Source organism: Bacillus sp. FSL R5-0560, assembly GCF_037966305.1.
GTDB lineage: Bacteria > Bacillota > Bacilli > Bacillales > Bacillaceae > Bacillus > Bacillus mojavensis.
The window spans coordinates 1,092,871-1,108,524 of the sequence record NZ_CP150195.1 but is presented as its reverse complement, the minus strand read 5'-3'; the positions used below and the strand labels follow the sequence as shown (position 1 = coordinate 1,108,524).

14 protein-coding genes are annotated in these 15,654 nt (G+C 44.7%); 5 read left to right on the top strand and 9 right to left on the bottom strand.

Features of this window, described 5'->3' with window-relative positions:
• Positions 1–14: 14 nt before the first annotated feature.
• The 4 genes from NST56_RS05525 to NST56_RS05510 form a co-directional block, all read right to left on the bottom strand.
• Positions 15–2,912: an AAA family ATPase gene (locus tag NST56_RS05525; RefSeq protein ID WP_339180579.1), complete on the bottom strand. Its 2,898-nt coding sequence runs from the start codon at positions 2,910–2,912 to the stop codon at positions 15–17.
• A 4-nt stretch (positions 2,913–2,916) separates the two neighbouring features.
• Complete coding sequence (locus tag NST56_RS05520; RefSeq protein ID WP_326197312.1) at positions 2,917–4,143, bottom strand: DNA repair exonuclease; 1,227 nt, start codon at positions 4,141–4,143, stop codon at positions 2,917–2,919.
• 117 nt (positions 4,144–4,260) lie between these two features.
• Complete coding sequence (locus tag NST56_RS05515; protein ID WP_326197313.1) at positions 4,261–5,520, bottom strand: ABC transporter permease; 1,260 nt, start codon at positions 5,518–5,520, stop codon at positions 4,261–4,263.
• A complete protein-coding gene (locus NST56_RS05510; RefSeq protein ID WP_010333585.1) occupies positions 5,513–6,409 on the bottom strand; it encodes an ABC transporter ATP-binding protein in 897 nt (298 codons plus the stop codon). The genes NST56_RS05515 and NST56_RS05510 overlap by 8 nt, the downstream gene beginning before the upstream one ends.
• A 128-nt stretch (positions 6,410–6,537) precedes the next feature.
• Here NST56_RS05510 and NST56_RS05505 point away from each other — a divergent pair, with 128 nt between their 5' ends.
• Positions 6,538–6,723 (top strand): YhzD family protein, encoded by a 186-nt coding sequence (locus NST56_RS05505; protein ID WP_010333584.1) that lies wholly within the window; start codon positions 6,538–6,540, stop codon positions 6,721–6,723.
• A 20-nt stretch (positions 6,724–6,743) separates the two neighbouring features.
• On the opposite strand, the gene NST56_RS05500 is transcribed toward NST56_RS05505, so the two are convergent.
• Positions 6,744–7,511: an enoyl-CoA hydratase gene (locus NST56_RS05500; RefSeq protein ID WP_168747321.1), complete on the bottom strand. Its 768-nt coding sequence runs from the start codon at positions 7,509–7,511 to the stop codon at positions 6,744–6,746.
• A gap of 166 nt (positions 7,512–7,677) precedes the next feature.
• Here NST56_RS05500 and NST56_RS05495 point away from each other — a divergent pair, with 166 nt between their 5' ends.
• The 3 genes from NST56_RS05495 (at position 7,678) to khtU (ending at position 9,803) form a co-directional block, all read left to right on the top strand.
• Positions 7,678–8,016 (top strand): hypothetical protein, encoded by a 339-nt coding sequence (locus NST56_RS05495; RefSeq protein WP_168747320.1) that lies wholly within the window; start codon positions 7,678–7,680, stop codon positions 8,014–8,016.
• 61 nt (positions 8,017–8,077) lie between these two features.
• Positions 8,078–8,575, top strand: a complete 498-nt coding sequence (khtT, locus tag NST56_RS05490) for a K(+)/H(+) antiporter subunit KhtT (protein ID WP_010333581.1) — start codon at positions 8,078–8,080, stop codon at positions 8,573–8,575.
• Positions 8,576–8,582: 7 nt separating this feature from the next.
• Positions 8,583–9,803 (top strand): K(+)/H(+) antiporter subunit KhtU, encoded by a 1,221-nt coding sequence (khtU, locus tag NST56_RS05485; RefSeq protein ID WP_339180571.1) that lies wholly within the window; start codon positions 8,583–8,585, stop codon positions 9,801–9,803.
• Positions 9,804–9,821: 18 nt separating this feature from the next.
• On the opposite strand, the gene NST56_RS05480 is transcribed toward khtU, so the two are convergent.
• On the bottom strand, positions 9,822–11,327 hold the full coding sequence (locus NST56_RS05480) for a coproporphyrinogen III oxidase (protein ID WP_326217163.1): 1,506 nt from the start codon (positions 11,325–11,327) through the stop codon (positions 9,822–9,824).
• A gap of 111 nt (positions 11,328–11,438) precedes the next feature.
• Positions 11,439–12,305, bottom strand: a complete 867-nt coding sequence (locus NST56_RS05475; RefSeq protein ID WP_010333578.1) for a Cof-type HAD-IIB family hydrolase — start codon at positions 12,303–12,305, stop codon at positions 11,439–11,441.
• A gap of 486 nt (positions 12,306–12,791) precedes the next feature.
• Here NST56_RS05475 and NST56_RS05470 point away from each other — a divergent pair, with 486 nt between their 5' ends.
• A complete protein-coding gene (locus tag NST56_RS05470; RefSeq protein ID WP_339180565.1) occupies positions 12,792–13,865 on the top strand; it encodes a DNA alkylation repair protein in 1,074 nt (357 codons plus the stop codon).
• Between the two features lie 44 nt (positions 13,866–13,909).
• Here NST56_RS05470 and NST56_RS05465 read toward each other — a convergent pair whose 3' ends face one another.
• Positions 13,910–14,263, bottom strand: coding sequence for a YlbF family regulator (locus NST56_RS05465; protein WP_010333576.1), 354 nt, complete (start codon positions 14,261–14,263; stop codon positions 13,910–13,912).
• Positions 14,264–14,355: 92 nt separating this feature from the next.
• Positions 14,356–15,489 carry a DUF445 domain-containing protein gene (locus tag NST56_RS05460; RefSeq protein WP_339180562.1) on the bottom strand — a complete coding sequence of 378 codons (1,134 nt, stop codon included), beginning with the start codon at positions 15,487–15,489 and terminating at the stop codon, positions 14,356–14,358.
• Positions 15,490–15,654 lie beyond the last annotated feature (165 nt).

Sequence of the window (15,654 nt, the reverse complement as noted above, 5' to 3'; positions counted from 1 at the left end):
CTATATAACCTCATTTATGACACTAAATGGGTGATTTGATCACTTTGAAACGCGGTTTTTACATGTTCATGGCATGTAAAATAGAAAATCTGCCGTTCCCCTCCTGATAAAACAGAAAGCATTTCCAGCACGCGGTTCAGTCGTTTCTGATCGAAATGGACAAAGCTATCGTCGAGCTGGAAGGGCAGCATAGCCCCATCCTGACGAGTAACGGCCAGAGCGAAGCGAATTGCTGTGTACAGCTGCTCACACGTGCCCTGAGACAGCTCTTCCGCCTGAAATACCGTTCCAGCACTGTTCATGACCAGGATGGAATCATCTGTTTCGGAAAAATAAATTGATTGATAGCTGCCGTCAGTCAGCGGGCGGAAGAATTTCTCGGCTGTCTCCAAAAGACGCGGCAGACCGACTTTTTTATGCCGCTCCATTTTGTTTTTGATCACATGTCTGACCATTTGAATCGAAGCCCATTTTTTTGCAGATTCTTTCACACGCTCTTTTTGCATTTCAGTTTGCAATTTGAGGTCAGAGACCAATCCCGAAGCCTCTAACTGTTCCTGTTTGACCAAAAGCAATGCGATTTGAGCGCGCAGCTGTTTCAGCTCCTCATCGAGCCGTTCTTTTTTTTCATGTTCCTGCAGTCTTTTTTGCTCCAATTCAGAAAGAGTGCCGGAGTCTGCCAGATTAAGTTCTGCTGAGCTGACACCTTGAAGCTGTGCATTTACGTTATACAGCTTTGTGTCAATATCCTTCCATTTCTTGCTGATGTCGGCTATGGCGAAAAACTCATTTCTGTCTTTTGCTCTCGCTTCAGTGAATAATTGTTCGATCTGTGCTTGGAAATAACGTATTTCTTGCTCCAGCTCCAGCACCTGCTCTTCGTGAAATTGAATATCTTTATTAATTTCTCTTTTTTGCTTCTCAATCTCTTTTTCGCGTTCCGCGTTTTTCCGCAGTTCGTGAAGGACATCAGCCACGGGGGTTTGAGAATCGATTTTGTCAGGATGCAGCATTCTGACGCGTTCCTCAAAAGTCCGCCGAAGCTTTTGTAGTCTCCCGGCTTCGATCGTCAACTCATGTTTTTTCTTCACTTCTTTTTGTACGTCCTTCATTACATTGTAAGCATCCAGTAAGAAGGAAGGGTCTTCCTTAAATCCGAGTTCATTCATGAATTGCTCAGCTTGGCTGAAGGAGGGAGCCATATCGGCCTCCCACTGTTCAAATTGCTCAATGATCCTTTCGTAAGCTGCCTCTTTTTGCTGAAGCTCTGCCCGCAACGATATAAGGTGCTGTTTATTGCGGTCATCCTCCCATAATGCTTCTCTAATCGCTTCGGCTTCTCGCGGAGAAATATCCGTCTCTGGCTCTTTCGTCTCCCTTACTTCTTCAGAAGACAGCGGCTTTCTGCCAGTTGTAAAGGCATACAGCACGAGTGCGGCACCGATGCATATAGCTGGAATCCATTGCTTCAGCAGCAGAAAGAGAACCATGAAGAGAATGCCTGCTGCCATCACGGTCTTCTTTTGTTTCGCCTGCTGCCTTTCGAAGAACTTCAGCTGTTCCCTCAGTTTCATCTGCTCTTGATGCTGTCCCTGTGCTTCATCATATGCTTTAAGAACGGCTTCTTTTTCTTTTCTTTGGCTGTTTTCAAGGATGACGGAAGATATGTCACGAACTGCCCTTTCAGCGTCTTCCAGCTCGCGCCTCGCCACTTCAAACACTTCATCAAGCTGTCTTTTTCTGTCTCTCGCCTGCACGTAATGCCGCACCGTCTGCTGGAGCTGCCATTCATAGTCATAGGACGTGTTCATATTCAGCAGTTCATTTTCATCTGTTTTATTTAGCTGCTCCAGCCCGGCCGCTGCCTGTGAAGAGGACTGGCGCAGCTGAGCCTGGATGGCGGCAAGCTGTTCCCCGTAGGATTGGTACATATGATACGCTGATGATAGCTCTGAGATAAGTGCTTCATTCTTCAATATGGCCTCATTTGGGTTAAGCTTTTGCAGCTGTTTGTCCAACTCTGCAAGCTTAACCCGAAGCGCCTCCAGCTGTGCGGATTTCGGATGAAGATGGGATTCATACTTTTCTAAACGATGTAATCCGTCAGCAGGGAATTGCCCCGCATGGTCCGGATATTGTTCAATCGCCTGTTCCAGCGCAGTTTTTTCGATTAGCACCGGTTTCAGTTCAATGGCTCTTTCGATGTTTCGAATATGTTCCGCGGTCTCTTTCAGCTCTGTTTCAGCGGCTGCAAGACGGGATTCGAGCGTTCTTTTCTCCTCAAGAAGCTGATGATAGCCCGCCTCCTCCGCTTCAGCCTGTTTCAGCTTTGCTGCCAGCTGCTTCAGCGTTTCTAATTCCTGATTCAAATGAGGATTTCGGCCGTTTGGTTTAAAGAGCCTTTCGCTTTCCTTCGTCAGCCTTGAATCAAGCTTTGATACGGCTTCAGCGCCAAACAGGCTGGAAAACAGCAGGAATTCCCCGATCTTGTCCCGATTAAAGGTGTGAATTTCCTGCAATCCGAATACATCAAACGAGTAAATGGCTTTGTACAGCGCCCTGTCCGTGCCCTGGAACAGCTGCTTTAGAAAATCTTCCTGCTTTACTTCCCCGGATTCTGTGTACACCCTTACCTTCTCAGCGGCTCCTTTTGTCCGTTCAATCTTCATCACGCCGTATGCAGGGTGCTCAGCCTCAAGAACACCGCCATACACGCCGCCTGATTTCGGTTCATATTTTTTCGATTTCGGAAATCCAAACAGCATGCTTTCTATAAATGACATCATCGTCGTTTTTCCTGCCTCATTTAATCCATAGATTAATTGGACAGGCGAGGCGGAAAAGTGAAAGGTCCGGTTTGAAAATTTTCCGTATTGGTAGATATGTAATGATATGATTCGCATAGCTTTCACCGCCTCATGTCTCAAGCACCTTAAGCTGTCTTTTCAATAGAACCTGTGCCTGCTCTTTTATTTCCTTGGTCTCCTCTTGACTAAACCGGTCTGCGTGTCTCCTATATACCGGATGCCGTTCAAGCCCTTCCAGCACGCCTGCCAGATCAGTCTGTTCAATGTCATCCAATAGACCGCCAAAAAAAGGATCAAGGCTGTTAAGCTCTGCTTCATTTTCCATCTCATCTTCCAATGAAAGCGGCCATATAAAATTCTCCTCGTCCGCCTCTTGCTCCTGAAAGGCTTCAAGCAGCTCGTCCAATGAACCTCTCGGCGCATCCAATAACCATTCTGGCGCGGTCCCTTGTAATACGAGCTTCACACATGCAGGAGTCCCCTTTTTCCGCAGTTTTGAAAACGTGTCCTCGACAATTTGAAAGAGCGCGGTCATATTCTCTGCCGCTGACACATCAATTTCTGCTTTCTCCCATAGGACGTCATGCGCTTTCTTAAATTCATAGGACATATCTCCGCGCTCCACACGGACAAGATAAAAGCCTTTATCTCCTGTCTCCTTCATATGGCGCGCTTGAGGATTTCCCGGATATATCGCGGCTGGGTGCCCGGCAACAAGAACCTGGCGTTTGTGAATATGGCCAAGCGCCCAATAATCCATTCCGCTTTTCACAAGATCATCCTGAGTAAACGGGCAATATGGATCATGTCCTTCAGACCCTGATAACGTGCCGTGGAGCATCCCGATATGAAAGGGCGCGTCAGTTGATTTCCGGTAGCGGGCGGCTAGATTTTCCGTCACGGCTCTGGTCTGATAGCTGAAACCGTAAATGCTTGCTGCGCGCCTGCCATCCTTATAAAACGATTTTTCTTCAGGGACTGGGGATGTAAACATGTGAACATTCTCCGGCCATTCAATCGGTGTCCATTCTCCGCCGAGATGATCATGGTTCCCAAAAATCACATAGACTGAAATCCCGTACTCTCTAAGTCTATCGAACTGTTTTTTTAAAAAGAGCTGCGCCTTTAAACTTCGATTGGCCTCATCAAACAAATCCCCCGCCAGCAAAACGAAATCAACGTTCTCTGTGATTGCAGCGTCTATGATATGTCTCACGCTTGAAAACGTGCTTTCTTTGATCCGGGCAAAAATGGGTTCCGGCAGATGCGATATCCCATAAAACGGGCTGTCGAGATGAAGATCTGCCGCATGAATAAAGGTTAGATCAGTCAACATTCTGCTCCTTTCCAGGATGAAGTACCCTTATTTTAGCACCGATTTCTTACGAATGCACGTTCTGTCAGAACGAATACAATTAAAAAACAGCCTGAGCATTCCCAGGCTGTTTTTTAATCAGTTTTTTGCCAAACGCAGCGCTTGTTTGATTGCTTTAAATGCGCTTGAGTTGCCGTAAATCAAGACGCCGCCTTTATAAATTCTGGCGCCAATGACGGCAAGTATGATAATGGTAAGCAGAGTTATCCCGATGCCGGCAGCCGCCTGCCAAAACGGAATTTCAAGCATGCCGACGCGCAAGAACATAATCATCGGCGTAAAGAACGGGATAAACGACGTGACCGTAATAAATCCTGCTTCAGGAGCGTTTAGTCCGAACATGGCAATCATAAAACCGGCAACCACCAAAAGCGTCATCGGTGTGATCGTTTGCTGCACGTCCTCTATTCTGCTGACGACGCTGCCAAGAAACGCGGCCAGTGTCGCATACAAAAAGTAACCGAGCAAAAAGAAAATAACCGCATATATCACGGTGGAAACGGGAACGTCGGTCAGATTAAGAAAACCGCCGACAGATGAAGCCGTTTCGCTCGTTTTGTTCAGCTTCAGCGACAGATATCCGGCAGAAATAATGACAGCAAGCTGTGTTATTCCGACGAGCCCGATGCCTAACAGCTTTGCAAACATTTGCTGGATCGGCGGCATGCTTGAGATGAGGATTTCCATGACACGCGAAGATTTTTCGGTCGCAACCTCCATCGCAATCATGCTGGCATACATAATAACGGAGAAATAGATGACAAACAGCATAATGTAAACAAGCCCCATCGCCTGCCCCAGCTCTTCCTCAGACTTTGCACCCTCTTTCAGCGCCTCCTGCCCGACAGTGACAGGCGCATAGAGGCTGCTGATGGTTTCCTGCGAAACGCCGAGTTCCTCTGTTCCAACAGCGGTTTTTGTTTGCGTTAACGCCTGCTGCAGTGTTTGAACCGTGCTTTCATCCGAAATCGTTAACGCTTTGTACGTCCCTGAGATCGTCCCTTTTTCATCTCTTTTGATAATGAGCATGCCGTCAAGCGTTTCATCTTTGACCTGCTTTGTAACTTTTTCCTCTGGTTGCTTAGACTGCTTCACATCAAGATCGCTGTCTGTATCGACTGCTTTCAGCTGCTTTGAGAAAATCGGATATAATTCGTTTGTTTCATCAATAACTGCAATTTTCTCTTTTGTATCTTCTCCTTGAAACATAGAAATGATCGATTCTAAGTTAGTGACAGCCAAAACAAGCAAAACCGTGACGACAGTAGAAATAATAAAAGATTTTGCCATAATCTTATTTTTATATGTATGAGAAAGCATGATCAAAAATTTATTCATAGACGGCCCCCACCTTTTCTATAAAAATGTCATGGAGTGACGGCTCTTCAAGCTCAAACTTTCGAATAAAACCTTTACCTTGGAGCATGGCGAAGATCTCTTGAGAGATGTCTTCATTGGCAATTTGGAGCTTTACGCCGCCGGCCGTTTCCTTCCATTGCGTAATGCCTTCGTGCCCCTGTAAAAAATGCAGATCGTCATCGGAATGAATGGTCACATTCTTTTTGCCGAATGAACGTTTAATTTCCTTCAGACTGCCTTGCACAACAGGCTTTCCTTTTTGCAAAATACAAAGGTGCTCACACAGCTCCTCGACATGCTCCATCCGATGGCTGGAAAATAAAATCGAGACACCGCTGTTTTTCAAAGAGATAACAGCCTCCTTCAACAGCTCGACATTGACAGGGTCCAGCCCGCTGAATGGTTCATCGAGAATCAGCAGCTCAGGCTTATGCAAAACCGACGAAATAAACTGGATTTTCTGCTGGTTTCCTTTTGAAAGCTCATCTACTTTTTTATTCTCGTATTCTGTTATATTGAAGCGTTCAAGCCATGTTCCGAGCTCTTTTACAGCCTCACCTTTCTCCATACCTTTTAATCTTGCCAGATAGACAAGCTGGTCCTTTACCTTCATTTTTGGATAAAGTCCGCGCTCTTCCGGCAAATACCCGATTTTGTTGCTCATACTGTAGTTGACGGGGCGGCCTTTCCAGCTGATCGTACCCTTCGTAATGCTTAATAAGCCGAGAATCATGCGAAAGGTCGTCGTTTTTCCCGCTCCGTTTGCGCCTAAGAGGCCAAACATTTGCTGTTCCGGGATTTCTAAATTCAATCCGTCAACCGCTTTATAATCTCCAAATGTCTTCGTTACGTGATCAATCGTCAGCACCGAATCTCCTCCTTCCTCGACCCATTATATACTATATATGGTTAAAACATAATAAAGGATTTTGGTTTGCTTTTTTAGAATATAAATGGAGAAGGAACGATAAATGATATAGTTGGAGGCGAAATATGATGGCGGAGTATTTTCTTACGGCTTTTGATCCTTCGGGAGAAACACTGATAAACGAGCGATTTGAGGCGGAAAACGAAGATGCGGCAAAAAAGCAGGGTGAAGCCCTGTTAAAGGAAAAAGAGCTTCATCATCATACCCATCGTTTAGTGAATGCAGCCGGAAAGCTGATTTTGTTTCAGAGATGATCAGCTTCCCGGCTGATCTGTTACGCTTGAAACTTTGGCTCCCGTTTCTCTAAAAACGCACGGATTCCTTCCTGGTGATCTTTTGTCATCCTCATTCTCTCCTGGGCACTTCGTTCAAGAGCCAGCACCTTCTTCAATTCATCAATATGGAGGCTCTGAAAAATGGCTTTCGTCTCAATCATTGCCAGTAGAGGCGAGGCTAAAAGTGTTTCAACATAAGGTCTTGCACCTTCCGCAGGCTCTCCGTTAAATGTACCATCCAAGAGACCCATGCCAGCCGCTTCTTCAGCGGATAGCTTTTTCCCGCTCCAAATCAGCTTTTTCGCTTTCGCTTCCCCAATCCTTTTTTTCAGCAAATAATGGCCCCCGCCATCAGGAACAAGTCCGATGCCGATAAAGTTCATTGCAAGTACAGCATTTTTCTCTGCAAGCACAATGTCAGCACAAAGTGCTAAACTCAGACCCAGTCCCGCGGCAGCACCATGGACAGCGGCAATTGTCACTTTTTTCATTTCGTATAACGTTAAAGTAATGGCTTCGATCGTATCCATCAGCTGCCTAAATTGATCAGGATCATGACCAGAAGTCATCATCCGTATATCACCGCCTGCCGAAAAACTTTTTCCGGTACCTCTCAGGAGGACGATGAGCGCCTCGCTTTCAGAAACCTTTTCACACGCCTCCTTCAGTTCGAACAGCATTTGCTCATTCAAGGCGTGATGAGCATCAGGGCGATTCAGCACAATTTCTGCCACAGGCCCCTTCAGTTCATATTGAATATAATCCATATGAAACACCTCCATGTATACGCTTTCTTTTTTTTCTTTCTCATATACATTCCCCGCCGTCCTTAAAGAAACCTTTTTTATTTTTCAAGGTCAATAGATACTGAAAAATGCATATCATTTGAATGGGAACATAAAGTTTTATATAGTGAAATGGAAGGGATATCGAATGAGAAAGGGGGAAGGTAACATGGATAAATTGCTGATCAGCTTTCTATTAAGCTTATTTATGGTGTACTTTCCCCCTTCTGACGTGGTCCTGCCCTCCCAGTTTGATGCAAGCACTGACAGCTATGTGCCAATGTCCTCATATCCAAAAGAATCACAATCAGCCAAAACGCCGTCACCGGGCAGTCTGCATCTGGCGGAGTTTTTGAAAGAGTACAATCCATTGGCGCAGTCTATCAGAACGTTATCTGCCAAACCGCTTGATGATCCTCACATCAACAGGCTGGAAAGGGTTTGTGCCATCCCGATCAAATACCAGTCTAATTACCTCCGAATATGAATGGATACCGTTTTGTTTGTACCCTGTCATTATGCCAATACTACATTCGGAGGGATTCTCATTGAATATAAAAGAAAACGACCTGCCGGGAATCGGCAAAAAATTTGAAATTGAAACAAGAAACCGCGAAAAAATGACGATTATTATTCATGATGACGGAAGAAGAGAAATCTATCGGTTTGATGACCGGGATCCGGATGAGCTTCTTTCCAATATTTCATTGGATGATTCTGAAGCAAGGCAAATTGCAGCCATTTTAGGCGGCATGGTCTATAAGCCGCAGGCGCTGGAATCCATCGAGATGGCGTTTAGCGACCTCATTATTGAATGGTTTAAGGTGGAAAAAGGCGCGAAGTCAATCGGGCGCACCCTCGGCGAACTTGATGTCCGTCAAAACTATGATGTCACTGTCATCGCCATCATTAAACACAACCAACAAAAGTTTTTAAATCCGGGTGCTGACTCGGTGATTGAAGAAGATGATACACTTGTCCTCTCAGGTGAAAGAAAGCATCTGAAGAAGCTGACTCATGATTTTCTTTCTAGAGAGGGCGTGTGATCTGCGGATGGATCATCTTGTGTTTGAAGTCGGAACCGCGCTTGTGCTTGTGGCGATTGCCAGTGTCATCGCAAATAAAATTAAGTTTTCAATTATCCCGTTTCTCATTATTTTAGGGATGCTGCTAGGCCCTCATGCCCCTAAAGTCGGGATTATTGACCTCACGTTTATAGAGAGCAGTGAAATCATTGAGTTCTTCGGGCGGATGGGCGTGCTTTTCCTCCTTTTCTATCTCGGACTTGAATTCTCTGTCGGAAAGCTGATCAAGTCTGGAAAATCCATCGCAATTGGCGGATCAATTTATATCTTGATTAACTTCAGCCTTGGACTGCTTTATGGCTTTATCACCGGGTTTTCTTTCCTGGAAGTCCTTGTGCTGGCAGGCGTCATCACCATTTCTTCAAGCGCGATCGTCGCAAAAGTGCTGGTCGATTTAAAAAGAACGGCCAACCCGGAAACCGAACTGATTCTCGGCATTATTATGTTTGAGGATATTTTCCTTGCCGTGTATTTGTCTGTTGTTTCCGGCCTTGTGCTTGGAGACGCGACATCAGTCGGGAGTGCGCTTTTGTCCATTCTGATCGCATTTGGCTATATGCTACTGTTTTTTATCGCAGCCAGAAAGCTCCCGCCGCTTTTGAATAAGCTGTTGGACATTCGCTCGAATGAAGTGTTTATTATCGTCATTTTTGCAGCGCTCTTTTTCATCGCCGGGTTTTCAGAGACAATTCATGTGGCAGAAGCCATCGGCGCGCTGCTGCTCGGTTTGGTCTTTTCAGAAACAGAGCATTCCGATCGGATTGAGCACCTTGTCGTTCCGTTTCGCGACTTTTTCGGCGCGATGTTCTTTTTCAGCTTCGGCCTCAGCATAGACCCTTTTTCACTTGGTGAAGCGGTTTGGCTGGCATTGGGAGCTGTGATCCTGACCATATTCGGAAACTTTATCGCCGGAATGGTGGCGGGACGCCGCGCAGGGCTTTCTCATAAAGCCTCATCTAATATCGGTCTTACGATCGTATCACGGGGAGAGTTTTCGATTATCGTCGCCAATCTCGGCATAGCCGGCGGCCTGTCAGCCACATTAAAGCCATTCGCCGCACTATATGTCCTTATTCTGGCGATTTTGGGGCCATTATTAACAAAAGAATCAAAATGGATTTACCGCCAGCTGAACAAGGTGTTTAAATGGAAGCAGGACGTTCAGCCTGTGAAAAAACAGCGGGGATAAAAAAAAGCAGCACTGTGATCAGTGCTGCTTTGTCGTTCTCTCAAAAATCTGCTCTAAATATTTGATCTTTTCGTCCGTGTAGTGCTCAAATCGGTCATTGTATGATTTCGGGTCTTTCGGATTGGCAAAGTGTGTGATTTTCCCTGTATCCGGATCAATAAATTTACTTGCCGCACCGCAGCCGATGCCGATAATCGTCTGCACTTCTTCCATAATCATAATGTTGTAGATGCTTTCCTGGCCCGGAATCGAATACCCGACGTTTTCCAGATTTCCAAGAATATTTTTCTGGCGGTATAAATAATACGGCACGTATCCATGCTCTTTCGTCCAAGCTACCGCATCATCCATCATTTGAGAAACCTCTTCTCTCCCCGCAACTTTGTATTTATGTTTATTTCTTGTCATTTCTGACGCCCGCTTAAAGGAAAGGGTGTGAACAGTCAGCGATTCCGGCATCAGTTTCCCGGTTTCTGAAAGGCTGTGTCTGAACTCCTTCACGCCTTCGCCAGGCAATCCGATAATTAAATCCATATTGATATTATTCATGCCGTGCCGGCGTGACAGATGATATTTTTCAATGGTCTCTTCCACCGTATGATGACGGCCGATCGCCTTGAGCGTTTCGTTTTCATAGGATTGCGGGTTAATGCTGATCCGGTCAATATCATATTTGTTCAACACGGCAAGTTTTTCTTCAGTAATCGTGTCGGGGCGGCCGGCTTCCACAGTAATTTCACGAATATTTTTCACATCCGGGAAGGAGCGAACCATTTCTTCATACAGAAGATCCATCTCTTCCGCTGTAATGCTGGTAGGCGTCCCGCCGCCAAAATAAATGGTTGTGACCTTGACGTCATGCTCCTTCAGCCATTCGCCGATTTTCTGCATTTCGTAATGCAGCCCCCACAAAAATGAGCCGACTCTGCCTGCTTGTCCTTGGATGGCGTACGCAGGGAAGGTGCAATACGCACATTTGGTCGGGCAGAAAGGAATACCGATATAAATACTGACTTCTTCCTTTACTTGATACAAATCAGGCACCGCCGCCAGCTGCCGGTCGACAATTTGCTGCATCAATTCGATTTTCTCATCATGAATTAAATAGTCTTTTTTCAATTCTGCATGCGCCTGTTCCTTCGGCATCCCGCTTTGCAGCTTTTTATGAAGCAGCTTCGTCGGGCGGATTCCCGTGAGGATTCCCCACTTTTGCGTCATGCCCGTATGCGCTTGAAGAAGATTTAAGTAAACATAAGAAATTGTGTTTTTTACTTGTTTGAAAGCTTCTTTTTCATTCATATCAGGAGAAAAAGATTTCGTATGGTGTTCCTTAATTCCGGTTCCTTTCACTTCTCCTGAAACCGTCACATGCTCATCCGTTTGCGTACACGCTAAAGAGATGACAAGATCCGCCGGCTCCTCTCCGCCGTAGACAAGATCGCATTCCTCATAAAACAAATTTGCGATATTCTGCAGTGGCCGATGAAGGCGGTCATCGTGTATGCCTTCTATTTTCATTTGCAACTTCATCACCTAATTTATCAGATTCAAAACTTTCTTAAGTGTACAGAAATAAGTAGCTAAAATCAATCCGGCAAAAAAGCCGCCGCACCTGTCTGGGCGCGAGCGGCTTTTTTATACGCGTTTCATGTGGAACTTATCGAGGAACCCTTTTCGCTGCTGCATACGGAAATATTCCTTCATCATATATGCGACGCCTTGCTCGTCATTTGATCTCGTGACCCAATCGGCCTTTCTCTTAATTTCCGGTGCAGCGTTCCCCATTGCTACTCCAAGGCCGGCAAGCTCAATCATCGGAAGATCGTCTTGCTGATGGCCGATAGCGACTACATCCTCCATCGCCAGTCCCAGTTCCGAAGCGACAAGTGCAAGGCCCGCTTCCTTCGAAACTCCCTTTGGAACAATGTTCATTTTCTCATCGTTTACGCGAATCACGTCAACCGCCGGGAAGGCTTTTGTGATCGTTTCTGTAATGTCTTGCTGAATATCGTGTTCTGTATACACTTCGATGACGGGCGCACTAACCGGTTCATCCATCAGAAGATCGCTTAACGATTCAACAAACTGAACCGGGTAAAAGATGGGATCTGACGGGTGGATCAGCGCTTTTCCAAGCAAATTTGAATTGACCTTTTTCTTGTTTCCAATCGAATATTTCTCGTGAAGAAGCCTGATGTTGCATTGATAGCTCTCAAGCACTTGAACGATATTAAAAGTATGGTCGTCAGAAATTCTTTTTTCAAAAAAGGGCGCGTCTATTTTCTCAGCGATATAGGCGCCGCTGTGGGTGATCAGCTTTGCATCAAGCTTCAGCGATTTTGCTATTTTCTGAGCCGAGCGAAAATGGCGGTTGGTGACAAGTGTGACGTAAATCCCTTTTTTCTTAACATATTCAATCGCATCTTTCGTCGCCTGATGAATTTTCCCATTCGATCGAAGCAGCGCTCCATCTATGTTTAAGGCAAGCAATTGTTTTGACACAGAGATGTCCCCCTCCTTGATGACTGTACTTGTGTATAGGATATGACCCTGTCTCTGTGTTTAGAACAACCTTTTCTGTACAGCAAAAAAAGCCTGACTCAGCAGGCTTTATTTATGCAAACATGATAGGATACGATCGAAGCAGCCATTCTCCCTAATATCGTTATTTCGATTTACGAAAAATCATGTATTAGGAACCCCTTATTTGACCAATGATGCGCTCCGAACACTTACTCTCTGTTGCTTATCCCCTCTATATAACGGCATGATATGCGACCGTATCCATTTGAAATAGGTAAGTGTAGGCGCTTTCAATGTTATTATCGCAGTTTTCTCTGCAGAAGACAAGGGTTTTTTTAACTAAAAAAAGTAACCAATATCTGTGTAACTAAGGTAGCGTAGAATGTTAATTATTGGATATCATCCCTTGAACAAGAACATACATTCGCATATAATAGAAACAATCAACTGAAAAGCGGTGGTCCGATGACTGTATTAAAAGAAATTTATAATCAAGAACTGATCTCTCAATTAATAGATACTGTAAAAAAAACCTATCCAGCGTTCAACAAAGACAGATTCGAGGAACTCTTAATGCAGGAAGAATGGCCTGCGCTCGCTTTAAAAGAACGCATGCGCCGCATTACCGTTGCTTTATACGAAACATTGCCGAAACATTACGGTGAAGCGCTTGCAGTATTATGGGATGCAGCTCCTCATTTTAAGGGACTCAGCGGAATCATTTTTCCTGACTATGTGGAACAGTACGGATTAGAGCATTGGGATGATTCAATGAAGGCGTTAGAATACTTTACGCATTATTCTACTTCAGAATTTGCTGTGAGGCCTTTTTTGCTTTTAGATCAGGAAAAAATGATTGCGCAATTGCTGATATGGTCTAAGCATGAAAATGAGCACGTGAGAAGACTTGCGAGTGAAGGAAGCAGGCCCCGCCTTCCATGGGGAAAATCGGTACCCGCTTTAAAATTGGACCCCTCACCCGTGCTGCCGATCCTTGAGCAGCTGATGCAGGACGAGTCTTTGTATGTGAGAAAAAGTGTGGCCAACAACCTTAATGATATATCAAAAACACATCCTCACTTGCTGAAAAAAGTCGCTGAACAATGGTATGGAACACATCCTCATACAGACTGGATCATCAAACACGCTTACCGGACCTTGTTAAAAAAGGGCGATAAACAGGCTTTATCACTTTTTGGCTATCATGATGCTGATTCGATTCAACTGCAGGATTTAACATGCGAGTCCAGCCGTATTTCTATTGGTGAAACCCTCAAGTTTACTTTTCATATTCATTCAAACAGGGACCAAAAAGCAAGAATTGAGTACGCCATTGATTACGTAAAAGCCAGAGGCCAGCGTCATCGAAAGGTATTTAAAATAACAGAAACGAATATAGGAAAAAACGAAACAAAATCATATACCAAAACGCAATCATTTAAGGATTTATCTACAAGAAAACATTACAAAGGAATTCACACATTATCAGTGATCATTAATGGAGAGGTCAAAAAGTCGCTGGATTTTCAAATTTGCTGAACGAATAAAAAAATCCCTTCTTATCCAGAAGGGATTTTGATTGATTAGCCTTCGACACTGCCGTAAAGCTCTTCTAAAGGCTTCATGATGATTTTGTTTAATTCGCCGATCAGCATACTCATACGCTGCTCCGCCTCCATCAGCTGAGAAATTTTTTCGTGCTGCTGCACAAGCGCAACAGTTTTTTGAGCCTGCTGCACTTCGTCTTCTGTAATTTCTTCTCCAGCCATTTGTTTTTGCTGAAGTCTCAGCTGCACATCACGGAAGTTTTCGAACATTCGTTTCGCAGACTCGTCTGCGTTTACTTCATCGTACAGGTTTTTTAAACGGGTAAACTCTTCGCTCCCGCGCAATGCATTTTCCAGATCATACGCTACATCATAAAAATTAACAGCCATTGTACATAGCTCCTTTCATCATTGCCAATTGACATACCCCTCCACTATAACAGACTATGGAGCTCCTTTCATTAATCGAAACCCGTTTCTTCTTAAAAAAGGATGACAAACAAAGCTTGAATCGCACCTATGATTCCGCCGAGAAGGCCGCCCAAATAGGTTATCATTTTAAATTCTTTTTTCGAAATCGACAGCACCATTTCTTCAAGACGCTGTACCGGGAACTGATCCACCTGCTCCTTTACAATTTCCTCAAGGCGCATTCGTTTTAATACACTTTCGAGATTGGTTGAAATCCCCTCAAGCAATTTGTCTAAAAGCGCCGGCAGGACACGATGGCTCAGATCATCTTCATAGCGGGCAGTAAGCGAGCCAATCGTATTTTCAAAAAACGGAGCAGTTGAAAATGCTTGCAGCACTCTTCGCTTCAGGCTAAAGATTAATACTTTTGCGTTCCATTTTTCGTCCGCTTCATTAAATGTATACTCCTTCAGCTTGCCCCATTCGTTTTTCAGAAGATCAGAAAGCAGCTTATTCGTTTCCTCATTCCGCAAAAACTTCAGAAGCTCCGGCAGCACGCGATCAGCAAGGCTTGAATTACCGAGAAACATTTGCACCATACTTCCAAGCATACCGCGTTCTTTTAAGAAGTCATCAATCATATTGCCGAGACGGATTTTTCCTTCTTCACTTTCAAAATAATGAATGCTTCGCGATAAAATATAGCCTGAAATCATCGGTATCTTCTCTTCAAGCTTTTCCTGCACTTCCAATGGCAGTGCTTCTTTTAACGTTTGATGCTCATATCGGCGGAATAGTTCATTCAATTTATCATCCGTCCAGCGGCTGATCCAGGCATCTGCCGCTTCACCCGGATGCTTTACTCCGATTTTTTCAAGCGCTGCTTTTACTGTCATTTCAGATAACGACAGGTTCTGAATCAGCTGTTCCCCGACTTGCAGCGCCTGCTTTTTGGCTGAATCTGAGACAAGCCGCTTTTTAATACCCTCAGGTGTTAATAAGTGGTTTACCACCATCAGCCCCATTTGTTTCGCAAGCTCATCACGTCTTCTTGGAATCAATCCCGGAGTAAAAGGGACTCGTTTTCCAAACAAATAATATGCCTTATACGGCCTAAATAGCATTTGAATTGCTAAATGATTGGTCACCGCGCCGATAACTGCGCCGATCACGATCATAAATATAAAGGTTCCTGCAATACCCATTCCTGCTCATCTGCCTCCATCTGTGCTTTTACTTTTTCATAAATAGAATGACCTATTTGTATTATAGAGGTTGGTGTGATCACTTAGCAAACAAGGAGACAAAACACAGTGCCATAAAATCAGCTTGTTTAACAGGAATAGGGCAAGATGCTGAATCGTAATCTG